This is a genomic window from Streptomyces sp. NPDC002004 (assembly GCF_053593975.1).
The window spans coordinates 92,777-111,674 of record NZ_JBSFDP010000016.1 but is presented as its reverse complement, the minus strand read 5'-3'; the positions used below and the strand labels follow the sequence as shown (position 1 = coordinate 111,674).

Sequence of the window (18,898 nt, the reverse complement as noted above, 5' to 3'; positions counted from 1 at the left end):
GCGGGCCTCGGCCGCCCACTGCCGTAGGCGCACCATCCCGATACCCGGGCAGCCGCCCACCCGCCCTGGGCGCACCCGCGCCACGCGGGTGGCCGTCGCCCCGCCACGCGCGGGCGCCCCGGCCGCGTGGCGTCCGTACCGGCCCGCCGGCCCGAGGCTACGTCGAGAGTTCCTGGGGGAGCGTCGGGTCGGGGATCCGGCGACGGCGGCGGCGTTTGAGGAGGGCCCAGGGGCCACGAGGCCCCGTCGGCATCGCCGCCGTGACCTCGGTGCCCCCCTCCGCCGCGGCCTGCACCGCGGCCCGCGCCACCGGCAGAAACCCCTCCCGCCGCGACGCATCGGGCCGCTCCTCCTCCGGCCAGAGCCCCAGCGACGCGCACAGCGTCGGCAGCACGGCCATCGCCGCGGTCGCGTACCCCTCCGCGGAGGGGTGGTAGTTGTCCGGCCCGAACAGCTCCCGCGGATTCGCCGCGAACTCGGGCCCCAGCAGGTCGCCCAACGACACCGTCCGCCCGCCCTGCTCCACCACCCCGATCGTCTGCGCCGCGGCCAGCTGCCGCGAGGCCCGCCGTGCCAGCCAGCTGAGCGGCTGGGCCACCGGCTCGATCGTCCCCAGGTCGGGACACGTGCCGACCACCACCTCGGCCCCCGCCGTCCGCAGCCTCCGAACCGCCGCCGACAGGTGCCGCACGGACTGCGTCGGCGGCATCCGATGCGTGACGTCGTTCGCGCCGACCATGATCACGCAGACGTCAGGCACCCATCCGGGCTCCGTCACGATCTGGGACACCTGGCGTTCCAGGTCGTCCGAGCGCGCCCCCGGCACCGCCACGTTCCGCAGCTCCACGCGCCGCTCGGCGACCGCGGCGAGCCCGGACGCGAGCAGCGCCCCCGGCGTCTGCCCCGCCCGGTGCACCCCCTGCCCCGCCGCCGTCGAGTCCCCGAGCATCGCGAGCCGCAGGGGCTCCGCCAGCGGCGTGAGGCCGTCGAGCTCCCCGCCGTAGAGGCCGTCGGCGCGCGGCGGTGCGCCGTTGCCGCTGTTGTGGTTGCCCACATGCCGCTTCGCCAGCCGGACCTCCGCCAGCAGCACCCCCACCGTCGCCACTCCGAGCAGACCGATCCCTCCACCGCCGTACGCCGCGCCCGCGGCGATCCGCCGTGCCACCCTCGCCCTCGACATGCGTCGCAGCCACCTCCTCGAGCCGTACATCCACTCATTGCCCCGTGGAGGAGGTCGGCCAATCGCAACACGCGGTGAACGCCCGACGGGGGGCTTAGGCTGGCGGCACAACCCTTATGGCCCCATGCAGCCCGGAGACAACGGTGCACATCCACGACTCGATGATCAGTCTCGTCGGCAACACCCCGCTGGTGAAACTCAACAATGTGACCGCGGGAATCCAGGCGACGGTCCTGGCGAAGGTCGAGTACTTCAACCCCGGCGGTTCCGTGAAGGACCGCATCGCCCTGCGCATGATCGAGGCGGCCGAGCAGAGCGGCGCGCTCGAGCCCGGCGGCACGATCGTGGAGCCGACCAGCGGCAACACCGGCGTCGGCCTGGCGATCGTGGCCCAGCAGAAGGGCTACAAGTGCATCTTCGTCTGCCCGGACAAGGTCTCCACCGACAAGATCAACGTGCTGCGTGCCTACGGCGCCGAGGTCGTCGTGTGCCCCACGGCCGTGGACCCGGAGCACCCGGACTCGTACTACAACGTCTCCGACCGTCTCGTCCGTGAGACCCCCGGCGCATGGAAGCCGGACCAGTACAGCAACCCGAACAACCCGCTGTCGCACTACCACTCGACCGGTCCCGAGCTGTGGGAGCAGACGGAGGGGAAGATCACCCACTTCGTCGCGGGCATCGGCACCGGCGGCACCATCTCCGGCACCGGCCGGTACCTCAAGGAGATCTCCGAGGGCCGGGTGAAGGTCATCGGCGCGGACCCGGAGGGCTCGGTCTACTCCGGCGGCTCCGGACGTCCGTACCTCGTCGAGGGTGTCGGTGAGGACTTCTGGCCCACCGCCTACGACCAGAACGTCACCGACGACATCATCGCCGTGTCCGACAAGGACTCCTTCCAGATGACCCGCCGCCTCGCCAAGGAGGAGGGCCTGCTCGTCGGCGGCTCCTGCGGCATGGCGGTCGTCGCGGCCCTCCAGGCCGCGGAGAAGCTCGGCCCGGACGACGTCGTGGTGGTGCTGCTGCCGGACAGCGGCCGCGGCTACCTCTCGAAGATCTTCAACGACGAGTGGATGAACGACTACGGCTTCCTGGAGCAGGCCGGGGACCAGCCGCGTGTGGGCGACGTCCTCGACCGCAAGGAGGGCGGCCTGCCGTCGCTCGTCCACATGCACCCCGAGGAGACGGTCGGTCAGGCGATCGAGGTGCTGCGGGAGTACGGCGTTTCGCAGATGCCGATCGTCAAGCCCGGTGCCGGCCACCCCGACGTCATGGCCGCCGAGGTCGTCGGCTCCGTCGTCGAGCGTGAGCTGCTGAACGCCCTGTTCGCGCAGCGCGCCTCGCTCGAGGACCCGCTGGAGAAGCACATGTCGCCGCCGCTGCCGCAGGTCGGCTCCGGCGAGCCGGTCGCCGACCTGATGTCGGTGCTGGGCACCGCGGACGCGGCGATCGTGCTGGTCGAGGGCAAGCCGACGGGTGTCGTGAGCAGGCAGGACCTGCTGGCGTTCCTGGCCAAGGAAGGCACCAGGTAGCCGTCACGGGCCGCCGGTCCGGACGCGTGGATCTTGACTTCCGCACCTTCGGGAACTTCGTGGAAGTGGTACGAGCACGACACGTTCGCGCAGCACCGGCTTAACACGGGTCCGGCACTGTAGTGGGTGTCGGCGGGGGTGACGGAGACACCGCCCGGGCTCCGAGCCCCGGGGGAAGCTCCTCACTCGCACCGGCACCGAAACGGCGCCAAGGACCTCCGGAGCGGCTCCCGGACCTCCTGGACGCCCAGGACGCGATGCCCGGCCTGACCCGGCTCGCGTCCCACGCGGGGACCGCCGTCGTCCCGCCCCCCGTACACGGGGGTGCGGCGGTCCCCGCGCAACTCCTCGCCTCCTGACGGGCCGTGGGTCAGTCCTCCCACGGCGGGGAAGCGGAGCCGATGCCCGCGCCCCGGCGCCCCGCGAGCGCGTACACGGCGTTCACACCCACGATCCCTGCCCAGGCGACCAGCAGGCCCGGCAGACGGGCGTTGGCGACGGCGATGGCGGACAGCGGGATCGCCAGGATCAGCGAGATGATCGCGAGCCCGAAGCGCTCGCCCCAGGAGTCGCCCTGCCGGCCGCCGCGCGCGCCCCGCGCGGCGGCCGTCTGCTGCTCGGCCAGCTGTCGCCGCACCCTCTTCTCGACGGCGCCGTCGAGCCGCTGCTCCACCTTCGCGAGGAAGGAGTCGGCCAGCGCGGACTCGTACTCCTCGCCCAGCTCGCCCCGAGCCCGCAGCGTGGCGTCGAGTTCCTTCTTGAGTTCGGCATCCCGCGCGTCCATGGTGTCCACGCTAGGCACCCCTGTGCGCCGCCACACTGGGGCTAGCCCCCCGGTTCCCCCGACTCACCCGGTCGGCGGCGGGCCCGCCCCGCCGCCCGTCGGACGGCCCGTCACACGGCCCGTCCCGTGCCCGTCACACCGTCGTCGGCCGTCGTCGTGTGCCCGCCCCGGCCCGGCAGGCCGAGGGAGTCGTGAGGCAGCAGCGGGGGCTCTCCGGGTGCTGCGGGTGCCGTGAGGATCGTCTCGGCCGGGACGTGCGTCGTGTCGCGCCGTGCCAGCAGCCAGTACAGCAGCGCCGGCACCACGAGACCCACGATCCAGGACACGTCCGCGCCGCCGAGCGGGGCCACCAGCGGGCCGGTCCAGAAGGCCGTGGACAGGAAGGGCAGTTGGGCCAGCAGACCGAGGGCGTAGACCAGGAGGGCGTCCCAGCGCCACGCGCCGTAGCGGCCGTGGGGGTCGGACAGCGCCGGGATGTCGTAGCGCTCGCGCGAGATCAGGTAGTAGTCGACGAGGTTGATCGCCGACCACGGCGTGAAGAAGGTCAGCAGGAACAGCAGGAAGTCCTTGAACGCGGGCAGGAAGCTGTCCTTGCCCAGCAGCGCCACCGCCGTGCCCGCCACCATGATGAGCGCGATGTACGCCGCCCGGCCGCGCGGGCCGAGCACCCGCTGCCCCCGGAAGCCGCTCACACTCGTCACCAGCGACATGAAGCCGCCGTAGGAGTTGAGCACATTGACGGTGAGCTTGCCGAGGGCGATCACGAAGTACAGGAACGACGCCGTCAGGCCCGCGCCGCCGAGGCCCACCAGCAGGCCCACCTGGTCGGCGAGGAACTTCTCGCCGGCCGCCGCCGCGACGAGCACGCCGAACGTCATCGACCACTGCGACCCGAGCACCGTGCCCGACAGCGTCCACCAGAAGGTGGCCCGGCCGGACGTCGTGCGCGGGAGGTAGCGGGAGTAGTCGGCCACGTACGGCCCGAAGGCGAGCTGCCAGGACGCCGACAGGGACACCGCGAGCAGGAACATCGGGAGCGAGAAGTGGGCGTGGTGCAGCATCGCCGGCACGTCCGCCCGCTGCATCAGGCGTATCCCCAGGTAGACGAAGGCCAGCGCGCAGATCACGCTCGCCGTGCGGCCCAGCACGTGGATGACGCGGTAGCCGACCGTGGCCGCCACGGCGGTGACGGCGGCGAAGAGCAGGATGCCGGTCGTGTCGTCGGTGTGCGTGAGCCTGCCGACCGCCTGTCCGGCGAGCACGCTGCCGCTGGCGAAGAAACCGACGTACATGAGGACGACCAGCAGGAGCGGGACCACCGCGCCCCGCACCCCGAACTGGGCGCGCGACTGGATCATTTGGGGCAGTCCGAGCTTCGGGCCCTGTGCGGAGTGCAGGGCCATCACGGCGCCGCCGAGCAGATTGCCCAGCAGCAGCCCGACGAGCGACCAGACCACGTCGCCGCCGAACACCACGGCGAGCGCGCCGGTGACCACGGCCGTGATCTGGAGGTTGGCGCCCAGCCACAGCGTGAACTGGGAGAAAGCGGTGCCGTGCCGTTCCCCGTCCGGTACGACGTCGATGGAGCGCCGCTCCACCACCGTGCCCGCCCTGGTGTCTGCCATCGAGATCTCCTCAGCGCTCTGCCACGGGAACACGCAAGGCCAGGCCCCCCTTGCCCGGCCTGCATACCGTCATGCAGAGTTCTGGGTATCTGAATAAGTTGTCAATGCTCCGGCCGGAATCCGGTGCGAATCGATGGCTCCGCAAGACCGACAGGCAAGACGAGACGCCGGATGTGGGAGGGAATCTCCGTGATGTCGTTCCACATGGTGGACAGCGGCCGTATTGCGGGCGCCGGGCTCCGCCGGGTCGGTCACGCTGTCAGGGGTATCCGGAGGGGGTCTACGTCATGGGCGGACACGCCTTGGGGGAGCACGCGATGAACAGCAGTGGGAACGACACCCCTGCCGCACGGCTGCAGGCGCTCTTCGAGGGGCATCGGCTGACGCCGACGCAGCGCCGCATCGCGCACTGCATGGTGCGCCGCGCCGCCGACGTGCCGTTCCTCTCCAGCGTCGAGCTGGCCGAACTGGCGGGCGTCAGCCAGCCCTCGGTGACGCGGTTCGCGGTCGCACTCGGCTTCGACGGCTATCCGGCGCTGCGCAAGCACCTGCGCGAGGTCGCCCCCGCGGAGGCGCCGCCCACCGAGACGACGCTGAACGAGTACCAGCAGGCGGTCCACGCCGAGATCGAGAACCTCCGCCATCTGTCCGAGCTCCTCGCCGACCCGGCTCCGGTCGCCCGCGCGGGGCGTATCCTCGCCGCCTCCCGCCCGTTGCCGGTGCTCGGCCTGCGCGCGGCGGCGTCCCAGGCGTACGGCTTCGCGTACTTCGCCGCCAAGGTCCATCCGGACGTGCGCCTGCTGCACGAGGGCGGCACCATGCTCGCCGACCGGATCGACGCGGCCGTGCGGGCCGGGGCGACGGCCCTGCTCTGTTTCGCGCTGCCCCGGCATCCGCGCGAGGTGCTGGACGCACTCGGCTACGCGCGCGAGGCGGGCCTCACCGTCGTCACCGTCGCGGACTCGGCCTTTGCGCCGGTCGCGAAGGTCTCCGACCTGCTCGTCCCGGCCGCCGTCGGCACCGGTCTCGCCTTCGACACGGCCTGTGCGCCGATGCTGCTGGGCCGGGTGCTCCTGGAGGCCATGTGCGACGACCTCCCGGACGCCCAGGCGCGGCTGGAGGAGTTCGACACGCAGGCGGCGGCGCGGGGGCTGTTCGTGGAATAGGCGCCCGGCCTCACGGGCCGGGCGGCAGTGTGTGCCCGGCGCCGGTGCCGGCGCCGGGACCCGGTCCGTGCTCAGACCTCCAGATCGGCCTCGATGCGCTTGAGCTGGTGGCGGGCCATGGCGAGGTTGGCCCGGTCCTTGTCGAGCGCCAGATAGAGGAACAGGCCGTTGTGGTTGCGGCCCTTGATCAGCCTGATGAGGTGGTACTGGCTGCCGAGTGAGATCAGGATGTCCTCGATCTCGTCCTTGAGGCCGAGCATGTCCATCGTGCGCAGCTTGGCCCGGACGACGTCCGTGTTCCCCGCGGCGGCCACGGAGAGGTCCATGTCCTTGCCGCCGCCGATGGTGCCGAGCGCCATGCCGCTCGTGTAGTCGACGAGTGCGGCGCCGATGACGCCGTCGATCGAAGTGGCCAAGTCCTTCAGCGCGGTCTCGGTGTTCGCCATGGGTGCTGTACTCCCTTTTCGTCTGCTGGGTGTTCGCGTGGATGTGCGTGCGGAAGCGGATGTGCGCGACGAGGCGGATCCGCGGGACGACGGTGGGCGTTCGGGCGGTAGTGACGACGATGTGGGTGGCATGGGTCAGACTTCCTCCGCTTGGGTGACGGCGGCGTCGACGAGTTCTCCGATGCGGGCGCTGGCCCGCCGCGCTTCCAGATGCAGGCGGCCCACGTTGATGCGGGGTTCGGCCATCAGTGTCAGGACCGCCGAGCTGCCCGCCGCGTACGTCGCGATATAGCCGCCGGCGCCGCGCACGAGCAGTTCCCGGAACTCGCCCTGTCCGGTCGCCGACGCGAGCCTGATGGCCACCCCCAGGGCGGCGGCGGTCAGGGCGGAGACGCCTTCCGCCTCGACGTCGGAGGTGTCCTGGGCCAGGACCAGTCCGTCCACACTGGCGGCCAGGGCCCCGGTGAGCTGCGGAATCCGGGTCCGCAGGCGTCGCAGTTCGCCGAGCACCTCGGCTTCGGCAGCCATCAGCTGTCTCCTCTCGGCGCGCTGCCAGAGCGCAAAGAGCCTCATGAGGCCGGAAGTGGGGCCCGGTGGGCGGTGCGGGCATTCACAGCGTTGCCTCCAGGGCGTCACGGAGCCGGCGTAACAGGGCGATGTCGGGGTCCTCGGCGCTCACGGTGACCCAGTCGGGGAGCGCCGGTGGCAGGGCCGCGGCGGAGCGGACCGCCGTTTCGACGAGACCCGCGGCGGCCAGCCGGCGGACCTCGAGGAGCGTGTGGAAGGCGGGGCGGCCGAGTTCCCAGGCGATGGCCGACGGCGTGCGCACCCCGTCCGCCAGCCGCAGCACCGCGCGCAGACGTCCGGTGACGGCCTGCCCGGGCGCGGGCGCACGGGGGACCACGGGCGCCGTGTCGAGCTCGGGGTACGGGCAGACCCCGTCGAGCAGGGCGCGGCGCCGCCGCGACTCGCGGTCGACCGCCTCGGCGGTGACCTCCTGGACGCGGCCGAGCCAGTGCGCGACGCCGTAGCGGAACCGGGTCGGTCCGGTGGTCGGCCCGAGCACGAAGTAGGCGGCGTCGAACAGCGCGCCGAGGTGGCACATCTGGAGTTCGCCCTCGGCGAGCCGTCCGCTGTCGACCAGATGACGGCCGACCGTGCCGCGCGCCCCGGCCCGGTCGATCGCCTCCTGCCAGTCCTCGGGCGGGAGGGTGCCGCCCGCGGTCAGCAGGACGTCGAGCCCGGGCGCCGCGGGACTCTCCGCGTGGACGATGCGGCCGTCGGCGAGGTAGAGGGTGCCCTGGTCGCGGAGGAGTGCGCCCGTGGCGCGTTCGCTCGCCAGGCGCAGGAGCATCGGGGATATCGCAGTGGTCCCGGCGGTGCTCATGCCAGTACCAGCCGTTCCGCCAGGTCTCTGAGCCGGATGCGGGCCAGGGCGAGGTTGCCGGTGTCCCGGTCCATCCAGAGGTAGAGGAAGACACTGCTGTCGAACGTCGTCTCGACGAAGCGCATGACGTGGAACGCGGTGCGGGTGGCGACCACGAGGTCCTCGACGGCCGGCCCCTTGGCCGCCTCCGCCTCACCGGCCCGTGGCTCCCCCGGGGCGAAGACCGCGTACTCGGCGGCGGAGCGCGCCATTTCCGCGGTCTCGGCGGCCGTCGCCTCATGGTCCCCGTTGGCCGACTCGCCGACCGAACCGAGGGCCAGCCCGCTGGTCCAGTCGACGATCGCCGCCCCCCGCGCACCGGGCAGCGTCATCGCTTCCAGCAGACATACGTCGATTCCGGGCACGCGGCTCCCCTCCCCATGGGCGCGACCGGGGCGGTGGGCCCGCACCCGGTGACCAGGACGTTACGCACCGCACATGGGTCCATGGGGAGGGTCTGGCATTTTCCAAAGGAACATGCCCGCGACTGACGGAACTTGATAGCGGAACCTGGCACGCCTGATCGAAAGTGAATGTTCTGCGTTTCTTTGTGCTCACTTGGCCGGGGTGGCTTCAGCGTCAGCTCGCCAGTTCGTCAGTGGCGGGGCCCCCGGGCCATGCTCGCTCACCAGTTCGTCAATCCGCCGGGCCGCTCGGTTCGTCCAACCGCCGTCCCCGGTGCTCCGTTGCGCCGACCGGCCCGCCGACGGCCCGTCGGTCCGTGAGCGCACCGGGGCATCGGCCGGCAGCCCGGCAGCCCGGCAGCCCATCAGTCCGTCAGGGCGCCGGCCTGTGCCCCGCCCGACTCCGCGACGATCTCGTCGAGGGTCTGCTCCGGGCGTACGAGCGCGAAGCGCACCTCGCCCCGCGGGCCGGTCGTGAACCCGTGGACCGCCGGACGGGCGAGCGAGTTGTACGCGTAGTGGTGCGCGAAGTAGTAGGCGCCGGTGTCCAGGGCCGCCGCGTAGTCGCCCTGTTCGAGCGGCGGGAGCGAACGGTTCACGGCCAGCAGGTCTCCCGCGAAGCACGCCGGGCCCGCCACGTCCTGGGGGACCGCGGCGCCGGTCCGCGGCCGGCCCTTCGCGTCGTACGCGGCGATCCGCAGGGGCCAGGCGTCCGGCGCGTACACGGTGCGGGCCGCGATCTGGACGCCCGCGTGGGTGACGGCGATACGGCGGCCTCCGGAGGTCTTCGTGTACTCGACGCGGGCCAGCACCGTGCCGTGCTTGGCGAGCAGGGAGCGGCCGAACTCGGTCACCAGGCCGTAGCGGCCGTCGAAGAGGCCGGGGACCCGGTCGGCGAGCAGTCCCGCGTACGCCGCGTACGTCGGGGTCTGCTCGTCGGAGGTGAAGTTGACGGGCAGCCCGCCGCCGATGTCGATCGTGTCGACCTGCCGCCGCCCCGCGCGCGTGTTGATCTCCTCGGCGAGCGCGTACGTCTCCGCGACGCCCCGGGCCATCAGCTCCAGCGGCATCCCCTGGGAGCCCGAGTGCGCATGCAGCCGGGTCAGCCACGGCCGGTCCAGGAAGGCGCGTACGACCCACTCGCGCGCTCCTTCGTCCCGCAGGGCCACGCCGAACTTGGACGTCGGGGTCGCCGTCGACAGTGCGTCGATGGAGCCTCCGCCGACCTGCGGGTTGACCCGCAGCCCGACGGGCGACGCGGTGGCGGCCCGCGCGACCAGGGCGTCGATACGGGCGAGCTCCTGGGGGTTGTCCGCGTTGACGGCGATGCCCAGGGCGAGCGCCTGCCGCAGTTCGTCCTCCGTCTTGGCGGGCGAGTCCAGGACCGTGCGGTCGGCCGGCACGCCCGCGGCGCGGGCCAGCGCCAGCTCGCCGGGGCTCGCGACCTCCGCGCCGATGCCCTCGCTCCACAGCAGCCGCAGCACCGGGACGAGCGGGCTCGCCTTGACCGCGAAGGCGTGCAGCACCGGTGTACCCGGTGCCACGACCGCGTCGAAGGCGGCCGTCAGCCGGGCGGCGCTCTCCCGGATGCCCGTGACGTCCAGCAGTCCGGCGAGGGGTGTTCCGGGCCCGACGACCCCCTGCTCCACGGCCGCGCGCACGGCCTCGTCACGGCGGGCCGCGGCCGCCCCGCCCGTGTCGGGGCTCCCGAGCGGTGCGCGGCCCCCGCCCGTCGGCCGGCCGTGGTCGGCCCGTGCCCGTCGGCCTTCGCGCGGCCCGTGGTCCTCGTGCGTCCCGTGGGTCCGGTGTGCTTCGTGTGCTCCGCCCTCAGCCATGGATCCAGCCAATCATCCGGGCCGCGGCGATGCGGGGCCGCGAAGGTGTTGACTAGTTCTATTCAGCACATCAGGATGTGAATAGACAGAGAAACACTCGTGCCCACTTCCCCGGGAGGCAGACCATGTCAGGACCCCGCCCCGTCCGAGCTCCGCGCGGTACGGAACTGAGCGCCCTGGGATGGCAGCAGGAAGCCGCCCTCCGGATGCTCCAGAACAACCTCGACCCCGAGGTCGCCGAGCACCCGGACAAGCTCGTCGTGTACGGCGGGACGGGGAAGGCCGCCCGTGACTGGCGCTCCTTCGATGCGATGGTGCGCACCCTGCGGACCCTGAAGCAGGACGAGACCATGCTCGTCCAGTCGGGCCGCCCGGTCGGCGTCATGCAGACCCACGAGTGGGCCCCGCGCGTCCTCATCGCCAACTCCAACCTGGTCGGCGACTGGGCGAACTGGGAGGAGTTCCGCCGCCTCGAGGCGCTCGGCCTCACCATGTACGGCCAGATGACGGCCGGCTCCTGGATCTACATCGGCACCCAGGGCATCCTCCAGGGCACCTACGAGACGTTCGCCGCCGTCGCCGCGAAGAAGTTCGGCGGCACGCTGGCCGGCACGATCACCCTGACCGCCGGTCTCGGCGGCATGGGCGGCGCCCAGCCGCTCGCCGTCACCATGAACGACGGCGTCGCGATCTGCATCGACTGCGACCCGCGCGCCATCGAACGCCGCATCGAGCACCGCTACCTGGACGTGAAGGCCGACTCCCTGGAGCACGCGCTCCGGCTGGCCACCGAGGCCCGCGACCAGCGCAAGCCGCTCTCCATCGGCCTGCTCGGCAACGCGGCGGAGCTGCTGCCCCGCATGCTCGCCGAGGGTGCCCCCATCGACATCGTCACCGACCAGACGTCGGCCCACGACCCGCTGTCGTATCTCCCGGTCGGCGTGGACTTCGACGACATGGCCTCGTACGCGGCGAAGGACCCGGCGGGCTTCACCACCCGTGCCCGTGAGGCGATGGCCCGGCATGTGGAGGCCATGGTCGGCTTCATGGACGCAGGCGCCGAGGTCTTCGACTACGGCAACTCGATCCGCGGCGAGGCGCAGCTGGCCGGTTACGACCGTGCCTTCGCCTTCCCCGGCTTCGTACCGGCGTACATCCGGCCCCTCTTCTGCGAGGGCAAGGGCCCCTTCCGCTGGGCGGCGCTCTCCGGCGAGGCCTCCGACATCGCCAAGACGGACAGGGCGATGCTCGACCTCTTCCCCGAGAACGAGTCCCTGCACCGCTGGATCAAGATGGCCGGCGAGCGCGTCCACTTCCAGGGCCTCCCGGCGCGCATCTGCTGGCTCGGCCAGGGCGAGCGGGACCGCGCGGGCGAGCGCTTCAACGACATGGTGGCGAGCGGCGAGCTGGCGGCACCGCTGGCGATCGGCCGTGACCACCTCGACTGCGGCTCCGTCGCCTCCCCGTACCGGGAGACCGAGGCCATGCTCGACGGCTCCGACGCGATCGCCGACTGGCCGCTGCTCAACGCCATGGTCAATGTCGCGTCCGGCGCCTCCTGGGTCTCCATCCACCACGGCGGCGGCGTCGGCATGGGCCGCTCCATCCACGCTGGCCAGGTGACGGTGGCCGACGGCACCGCCCTCGCCGGCGAGAAGATCCGCCGCGTCCTGACGAACGACCCGGGCATGGGCGTCATCCGGCACGTCGACGCCGGGTACGACATCGCGGAGCGGGTCGCCGACGAGCGGGGCGTGCGGGTTCCCATGCGCGAGGGTGAGAGCGCGTGACGCACGACGCGACCCCTGCGGGAGGCCGTGCCGCCACCGGTGCCCCCGGACCCTCGGGGGACGCCCGGCGCGACGGCCGCCCGTACCCCGGCGGTAGCTTCCTCGACATGTGGCGGGAGCTCCTGCCGGTCGGGCGGCACCCGGACAGCGGCGGGTACCGCAGGTTCGCCTGGACCGGGGCCGACGCCGACTGCCGGGAGTGGTTCCGGGAGCAGGCCGAGGCGCGCGGGCTCACCCACGAGGTGGACCGCAACGGCAACCAGTGGGCCTGGCTCGGGGACCCGGCGGCCGGTGACGCCGTCGTCACGGGCTCGCACCTGGACTCCGTGCCGGACGGCGGCGCCTTCGACGGCCCCCTGGGCGTGGTGTCCGCCTTCGCCGCGCTCGACGAACTCCGCGGGAGGGGAGCGGAGTTCACCAGACCGCTGGGGATCGTCAACTTCGGCGACGAGGAGGGCGCCCGGTTCGGCCTGGCCTGCGTCGGCTCCCGCCTCACGGCGGGCCGGCTCACGGTCGAGCAGGCGCACCTGCTGACCGACGGTGACGGCATCACCCTCCCGCAGGCCATGGAGGCCGCCGGTTACGACCCGTCGGCGATCGGCCCGGACCCGGAGCGGCTTGCCCGCATCGGCGCGTTCGTCGAACTGCACGTGGAACAGGGGCGGGCCCTGGACCTGTCGGGCGACCCCGTCGGCATCGCGTCCGCCATCTGGCCGCACGGCCGCTGGCGGTTCGATTTCCGGGGCGAGGCCAACCACGCCGGCACGACCCGTCTGGTGGACCGGCGCGACCCGATGCTGTCGTACGCGGAGACCGTCCTCGCGGCCCGTCGCGAGGCGGAACTCGCAGGCGCCGTCGCCACCTTCGGTAAGATCGCGGTCGAGCCGAACGGCGTCAATGCCATCCCGTCCCTCGTCCGCGGCTGGCTCGACTCGCGCGCCGCCGACCAGGCGACCCTGGACGCCGTGGTCACCGGCATCGAGAAGGCCGCCCAGGAGTACGCGGAGCGGCACGGCATCGAACTCGCCGTCGTGCGCGAGTCGTTCACGCCGGTCGTCGAGTTCGAGCACGCCCTGCGGGACGAGCTCGGCCGGCTCCTCGGCGGCGGGCGTCCGGTGCCCGTGCTCGGCACGGGCGCGGGACACGACGCCGGAATACTCTCCGGGACCGTTCCCACCGCCATGCTGTTCGTACGCAACCCGACGGGCGTCTCGCACTCCCCGGCCGAGCACGCCGCCGAGGACGACTGCCTCGCCGGGGTGACCGCACTCGCCGACGTACTGCAGGGGCTCGCGTGCGCGCCCTCACGAGGTGGAGATCAGTGAAGACGTACTGGCTGGAGTACGCCTGGCTCGACACCCATGTCGAGCCGGGCGTGGCCGTCGACGTGGCCGACGGGCGGATCGGCGCCGTCCGCACGGAGCAGGACGGGCCGCCGCCCGGCGCCGAGATCCTGCGCGGACTGACCCTCCCGGGTCTCGCCAACGCCCACTCGCACGCCTTCCACCGGGCGCTGCGCGGCACCGTGCAGGTGGGCTCCGGCACCTTCTGGACGTGGCGCGAGGTCATGTACTCGGTGGCGGACCGGCTCACCCCGGAGACGTACCACCGGCTGGCGCGGGCCGTGTACGCGGAGATGGCGCTCGCCGGGGTCACGACCGTCGGCGAGTTCCACTACGTGCACCATGCGCCCGGCGGCGCGCCGTACGCCGACCCCAACGCCATGGGGGAGGCCCTGATCGCGGCCGCCGAGGACGCGGGCATCCGCATCACGCTGCTGGATACGGCGTATCTGTCGTCCGGTTTCGGCGAGGCACCCAACCGCCACCAGCTGCGGTTCTCCGACGGCACGGCCGAGAAGTGGGCCGAGCGGGCCTCGCTGCTCAAGGATCGGGACGGGGTGCGGATCGGGGCGGCGATCCACTCGGTCCGGGCCGTCCCGGCGGTGCAGCTCACCACCGTGGCGCAATGGGCGCAGGACCGGCGCGCCCCGCTGCACGTCCATCTGTCCGAGCAGACCGCGGAGAACGACGCCTGCCGGGCCGCGCACGGCTGTACGCCGACACGGCTGCTCGCCGACCACGGGGTGCTCGGACCGCGCACCACCGGCGTCCACAACACCCACCTCACCGACGAGGACATCGCGCTGATCGGCGGGTCCGGCACCGGCACGTGCATGTGCCCGACGACGGAGCGGGACCTGGCCGACGGCATCGGCCCCGCGGTGGCGCTCCAGGCGGCGGGCAGCCCGCTCTCCCTCGGCTCGGACAGCCACGCCGTGATCGACCTCCTGGAGGAGGCGCGGGCGATGGAGCTGGACGAGCGGCTGCGGACCCGGACCCGGGGCCACTGGACGGCGGCCGCGCTGCTGCGGGCGGCCACGGCCGACGGTCACGCGGCGCTGGGGTGGACCGACGCCGGAACCATCGAGGTCGGTGCCCTGGCCGATCTCACCACCGTCGCGCTGGACTCGGTCCGGACCGCCGGTCCCGTGCCGCGGCTCGGCGCCGAGACGGCCGTGTTCGCGGCCACGGCGGCCGACGTGCGGCACTCGGTGGTGGGCGGACGCCATGTGGTCCGCGACGGCGTCCACACCGCGGTGCCGGACGTGGCGCGCGAACTGACCGAAGCCATCGGGGCACTGAGGGCCTGAGGCCGCCGCCCGGACGGCTCGGCACCGGACCGCTCGGCAACCGGGCCGCGAGGGCACGGTGCGCGGCCCGGGTGCCGGGGACGGGCGGACGGCAGAGAGGAAGACATGAGCAACAGCACGGTCATCAGCAACATCGGAAGCCTCGTCACCAACGACCGGGCGCTGGGCGAGGGCCCCCTCGGCCTGGTGCGGGACGCCGCCGTCGTGGTCGACGGGGAGCGGATCGCCTGGGTGGGCCCCACCGCCGACGCCCCGGCCGCCGACACGGCGTACGACGCGGGCGGCCGCGCCGTCATCCCCGGCTTCGTGGACTCCCACTCCCACCTCGTCTTCGCGGGCGACCGCACCGAGGAGTTCAATGCCCGTATGTCGGGCCGCCCCTACTCGGCGGGCGGCATCCGCACCACGGTCGCAGCGACCCGTGCCGCCTCGGACGCCGAACTGGAGGCCAACCTCACGCACCACCTCCGGGAGGCCCTGCGCCAGGGCACCACGACCTTCGAGACCAAGTCCGGCTACGGGCTCACCGTGGAGGACGAGGCCCGGGCCCTGCGCATCGCCGCCCGGCACACGGACGAGGTGACCTACCTCGGCGCCCACATCGTGTCCCCGGACTACGCCGACGACCCGGCCGCGTACGTGGACCTCGTCACCGGCGAGATGCTGGAGGCCTGCGCCCCGCACGCCCGCTGGGTGGACGTGTTCTGCGAGAAGGGCGCCTTCGACGGCGACCAGGCGAGGGCCGTGCTCACGGCCGGCCGCGCGAAGGGGCTCATCCCGCGCGTCCACGCGAACCAGCTCTCGTACGGCCCCGGAGTGCAGCTCGCCGTGGAGCTGGACGCGGCGAGCGCCGACCACTGCACCCACCTGACCGACGAGGACGTGTCGGCCCTCGCACACGGCAACACCGTGGCGACCCTGCTCCCCGGCGCGGAGTTCTCCACGCGCGCGGAGTGGCCCGACGCCCGCCGGCTGCTGGACGCGGGTGTGACCGTCGCGCTGTCCACGGACTGCAACCCGGGGTCGTCGTTCACGTCCTCGATGCCGTTCTGCATCGCCCTCGCGGTACGGGACATGGGCATGACCCCGGACGAGGCCGTCTGGTCGGCGACGGGGGGCGGCGCGCGTGCACTGCGCCGCGCCGACATCGGCCGGGTCTCCCCGGGCGCCTACGCCGACCTTGCGCTGCTCGACGCGCCCAGCCACGTCCACCTGGCCTACCGGCCGGGCGTCCCGCTGGTCACTGGGGTCTGGCGGCGCGGCACACGCGCGGTCTGAGCCGCGGTCCGGTCCCACGGCCCCGCGGCGGGGGGCGGGGGGCCGCCCCGCCCCCCCCGCGGGGGTACACCCCCCCCGCCCCCGGCCGCCCCCCCCCCCCCCCGGGGGGTGCCGGGCCCGGCCGCGAGTGGTTTCCGCGTCACCGCACGGGAGTGAAGTCCCGCGCGCCGATGAACTCCGGCCGGCGCACCGGTGCCGCGAACGGCTCCACCGCAGCGTTCTCCACGCTGTTGAACACGATGAAGACGTTGCTCCGCGGATACGGCGTGATGTTGTCGCCGGAGCCGTGCATGCAGTTGCAGTCGAACCAGGTCGCCGACCCGGCCCGGCCCGTGAAGAGTCTGATGCCGTGCCGGTCGGCGAACTTCGTCAGCGCCTCGTCCGACGGAGTGCCCGCGTCCTGCATCTGGAGCGACTTCTTGTAGTTGTCCTGCGGCGTCGCACCCGCGCAGCCGAGGAACGTCCTGTGCGACCCCGGCATGATCATGAGACCGCCGTTGGTGTCGTAGTTCTCGGTCAGCGCGATCGAGACGGACACGGTCCGCATGTTCGGCAGACCGTCCTCGGCGTGCCAGGTCTCGAAGTCCGAGTGCCAGTAGAAGCCGCTCGCACCGAAGCCCGGCTTGACGTTGATCCGCGACTGGTGGACGTACACGTCCGAGCCGAGGATCTGCCGCGCCCGGCCCACCACACGCTCGTCACGCACGAGCGCCTCGAACAGCTCGCTGATCCGGTGCACCTCGAAGACCGAGCGGATCTCCTGCGACGCCGGCTCCACGATCGACCGCTCGTCCGCCCGGATCGCCGGGTCCGAGACCAGGCGCTCCAGCTCCGCGTGGTAGACCGCGACCTCCTCGTCGGTGATCAGCTGGTCGACCGCGAGGAAGCCGTCACGCTCGTACGCGTGCAGATCGGACGTGCTGATCGGCCCCGGTGCGCCCGGCGGGCTCCAGACGACCGGGTCCTGGCGCGGCACGGACACCTCGGCGGTGCCACGGCTCGGGTACAGGTCGGTCAGGGTCGCCATGGGTCTCAGGCCTCCTCGGTCTCGGGTTCGGTCAGCAGCGGGTAGACGCCGTTCTCGTCGTGGTCCTCCCGTCCGGTCACCGGGGGATTGAAGACGCACACACAGCGGAAGTCGGTCCTGGGCCGCATGGTGTGCCGCTCGTGGCCGTCCAGCAGGTACATCGTGCCGGGCGTGATCCAGTGCTTCTCGCCGGTCTCGTCGTTCGTCAGCTCGGCCTCGCCCTCCACGCAGAGGACGGCCTCGATGTGGTTCGCGTACCACATCGACGTCTCCGTGCCCGCGTACAGGACGGTCTCGTGGAAGGAGAAGCCGACCTTCTCCTTGGCCAGCACGATGCGCTTGCTCTCCCAGGTCCCGGAGGCGGCCTTGACATGCCGGTCGGTGCCTTCGATGTCCTTGAAGGATCGGACGATCACGGTGGTGCAACTTCCTTTCTTACGTGAGGGGGTGGCGCGGGGCCCTGGTTCAGGCGGTCTCCCGGACCGCCCGGGTCAGGGTCCGCAGCCCCTCGTCCAGCTCGTCGGGCGTGACGGTGAGCGCGGGCAGGAGTTTCACGACCTCGCTCTCCGGTCCCGACGTCTCGATCAGCAGGCCCAGTTCGAAGGCCCGCTGAGCAACTCGGCCGGCCCGTGCCTTGTCGTGGAACTCGATGCCCCACACCAGGCCGCGGCCCCGGTACTCCTTGACGTCCGCGAGGTTCTCCTCGGTGAGCGCGATCAGCCCCTGCTCGACCTGCTGGCCGCGCGTCAGGGTCTGCTTCTCCATCGCGGGGCCGTCGCTCCAGTACGTCTCCAGTGCGGCGGCCGCCGTCACGAAGGCGGGGTTGTTCCCGCGGAACGTGCCGTTGTGCTCGCCCGGCTCCCAGACGTCCAGCTCCGGCTTGAACAGGCACAGCGACATCGGCAGTCCGTAGCCGCTGATCGACTTGGAGACGGTCACGATGTCCGGCACGATGCCCGCCTCCTCGAAGGAGAAGAAGGCGCCGGTCCGGCCGCAGCCCATCTGGATGTCGTCGACGATCAGCAGCATGTCGCGCCGCGCGCACAGGTCGGCGAGTCCGCGCAGCCACTCCGCGCGCGCCACGTTGATGCCGCCCTCGCCCTGCACCGTCTCGACGATCACGGCCGCGGGCTGGTTGAGGCCGGAGCCCTGGTCCTCGAGCAGCCGCTCGAACCACAGGAAGTCGGGCACCTGCCCGTCCAGGTAGTGGTCGAACGGCATCGGCGTGCCGTGCACCAGCGGGATTCCGGCCCCGGCGCGCTTGAACGCGTTGCCGGTGACGGCGAGCGAGCCGAGCGACATGCCGTGGAAGGCGTTCGTGAACGACACGATCGACTCCCGGCCCTTGACCTTGCGGGCCAGCTTCAGCGCCGACTCCACGGCGTTGGTGCCCGTCGGGCCCGGGAACATGACCTTGTACGGCAGGTCGCGCGGGCGCAGCACGATGTTCTGGAAGGCCTCCAGGAACCCGCGTTTGGCCGTCGTCGACATGTCGAGGCCGTGCGTGACGCCGTCCCGCTCCAGATAGTCGATCAGGGCGCGTTTGAGGACGGGGTTGTTGTGGCCGTAGTTGAGGGACCCGGCACCGGCGAAGAAGTCGAGGTACTCGTGACCGTCCTCGTCGTACATGCGGCTGCCCAGCGCCCGGTCGAAGACGGTGGGCCAGCCACGGCAGTAGCTCCGCACCTCCGACTCCACGGTCTCGAAGACGCTCAGGTCGGGCTGGGTGATGGTCACAGCATTTCTCCTGGG

At 72.4% G+C, this 18,898-nt stretch carries 17 protein-coding genes; 6 read left to right on the top strand and 11 right to left on the bottom strand.

The annotated features are described in order from the left end of the window. Positions 1-157 precede the first annotated feature (157 nt). Positions 158-1,180, bottom strand: a complete 1,023-nt coding sequence (locus tag ACWCP6_RS23375; protein ID WP_450934447.1) for an SGNH/GDSL hydrolase family protein — start codon at positions 1,178-1,180, stop codon at positions 158-160. A gap of 143 nt (positions 1,181-1,323) precedes the next feature. On the opposite strand from ACWCP6_RS23375, the gene ACWCP6_RS23370 reads away from it, so the two are divergent. After that, positions 1,324-2,712, top strand: a complete 1,389-nt coding sequence (locus ACWCP6_RS23370; RefSeq protein WP_450934446.1) for a cystathionine beta-synthase — start codon at positions 1,324-1,326, stop codon at positions 2,710-2,712. Positions 2,713-3,082: 370 nt separating this feature from the next. Here the strand turns inward: ACWCP6_RS23370 and ACWCP6_RS23365 are convergent, their stop codons facing one another. Next, on the bottom strand, positions 3,083-3,496 hold the full coding sequence (locus ACWCP6_RS23365) for a hypothetical protein (protein ID WP_450934445.1): 414 nt from the start codon (positions 3,494-3,496) through the stop codon (positions 3,083-3,085). Between the two features lie 110 nt (positions 3,497-3,606). Next, positions 3,607-5,121, bottom strand: a complete 1,515-nt coding sequence (locus ACWCP6_RS23360) for a purine-cytosine permease family protein (RefSeq protein ID WP_450934444.1) — start codon at positions 5,119-5,121, stop codon at positions 3,607-3,609. Between the two features lie 317 nt (positions 5,122-5,438). Between ACWCP6_RS23360 and ACWCP6_RS23355 the strand changes: the two genes are divergently transcribed. Then, a complete protein-coding gene (locus tag ACWCP6_RS23355; RefSeq protein WP_450934443.1) occupies positions 5,439-6,287 on the top strand; it encodes a MurR/RpiR family transcriptional regulator in 849 nt (282 codons plus the stop codon). A gap of 71 nt (positions 6,288-6,358) precedes the next feature. Here ACWCP6_RS23355 and ACWCP6_RS23350 read toward each other — a convergent pair whose 3' ends face one another. The 5 genes from ACWCP6_RS23350 to ACWCP6_RS23330 form a co-directional block, all read right to left on the bottom strand. After that, complete coding sequence (locus tag ACWCP6_RS23350) at positions 6,359-6,733, bottom strand: hypothetical protein (protein ID WP_450934442.1); 375 nt, start codon at positions 6,731-6,733, stop codon at positions 6,359-6,361. Positions 6,734-6,868: 135 nt separating this feature from the next. After that, a complete protein-coding gene (locus tag ACWCP6_RS23345; protein WP_450934441.1) occupies positions 6,869-7,261 on the bottom strand; it encodes a roadblock/LC7 domain-containing protein in 393 nt (130 codons plus the stop codon). A gap of 82 nt (positions 7,262-7,343) precedes the next feature. Then, complete coding sequence (locus ACWCP6_RS23340; protein ID WP_450934440.1) at positions 7,344-8,120, bottom strand: transcriptional regulator; 777 nt, start codon at positions 8,118-8,120, stop codon at positions 7,344-7,346. After that, on the bottom strand, positions 8,117-8,524 hold the full coding sequence (locus tag ACWCP6_RS23335; protein ID WP_450934439.1) for a hypothetical protein: 408 nt from the start codon (positions 8,522-8,524) through the stop codon (positions 8,117-8,119). Before ACWCP6_RS23335 ends, ACWCP6_RS23340 begins: the two co-directional genes overlap by 4 nt. Before the next feature lie 404 nt (positions 8,525-8,928). Next, positions 8,929-10,398, bottom strand: coding sequence for a diaminopimelate decarboxylase (locus tag ACWCP6_RS23330; RefSeq protein WP_450934438.1), 1,470 nt, complete (start codon positions 10,396-10,398; stop codon positions 8,929-8,931). A gap of 125 nt (positions 10,399-10,523) precedes the next feature. On the opposite strand from ACWCP6_RS23330, the gene hutU reads away from it, so the two are divergent. The 4 genes from hutU (at position 10,524) to hutI (ending at position 16,119) form a co-directional block, all read left to right on the top strand. Beyond that, positions 10,524-12,188, top strand: a complete 1,665-nt coding sequence (gene hutU / locus ACWCP6_RS23325) for a urocanate hydratase (protein ID WP_450934437.1) — start codon at positions 10,524-10,526, stop codon at positions 12,186-12,188. Further along, the gene (locus tag ACWCP6_RS23320) at positions 12,185-13,513 is read left to right on the top strand and encodes an allantoate amidohydrolase (RefSeq protein WP_450934436.1); all 1,329 of its coding nucleotides are present in this window, start codon (positions 12,185-12,187) and stop codon (positions 13,511-13,513) included. Before hutU ends, ACWCP6_RS23320 begins: the two co-directional genes overlap by 4 nt. Next, positions 13,510-14,841, top strand: coding sequence for a formimidoylglutamate deiminase (locus ACWCP6_RS23315; RefSeq protein ID WP_450934435.1), 1,332 nt, complete (start codon positions 13,510-13,512; stop codon positions 14,839-14,841). The genes ACWCP6_RS23320 and ACWCP6_RS23315 overlap by 4 nt, the downstream gene beginning before the upstream one ends. Before the next feature lie 105 nt (positions 14,842-14,946). Beyond that, positions 14,947-16,119: an imidazolonepropionase gene (gene hutI / locus ACWCP6_RS23310; protein WP_450934434.1), complete on the top strand. Its 1,173-nt coding sequence runs from the start codon at positions 14,947-14,949 to the stop codon at positions 16,117-16,119. Between the two features lie 139 nt (positions 16,120-16,258). On the opposite strand, the gene thpD is transcribed toward hutI, so the two are convergent. Genes thpD through ectB form a run of 3 tightly spaced genes read right to left on the bottom strand, consistent with a single transcriptional unit; the run spans position 16,259 to position 18,883 of the window. After that, positions 16,259-17,146, bottom strand: a complete 888-nt coding sequence (gene thpD / locus ACWCP6_RS23305) for an ectoine hydroxylase (protein WP_450934433.1) — start codon at positions 17,144-17,146, stop codon at positions 16,259-16,261. Between the two features lie 5 nt (positions 17,147-17,151). After that, positions 17,152-17,562: an ectoine synthase gene (locus ACWCP6_RS23300; RefSeq protein WP_450934432.1), complete on the bottom strand. Its 411-nt coding sequence runs from the start codon at positions 17,560-17,562 to the stop codon at positions 17,152-17,154. Positions 17,563-17,611: 49 nt separating this feature from the next. Continuing rightward, a complete protein-coding gene (gene ectB, locus ACWCP6_RS23295; protein WP_450934431.1) occupies positions 17,612-18,883 on the bottom strand; it encodes a diaminobutyrate--2-oxoglutarate transaminase in 1,272 nt (423 codons plus the stop codon). Positions 18,884-18,898 lie beyond the last annotated feature (15 nt).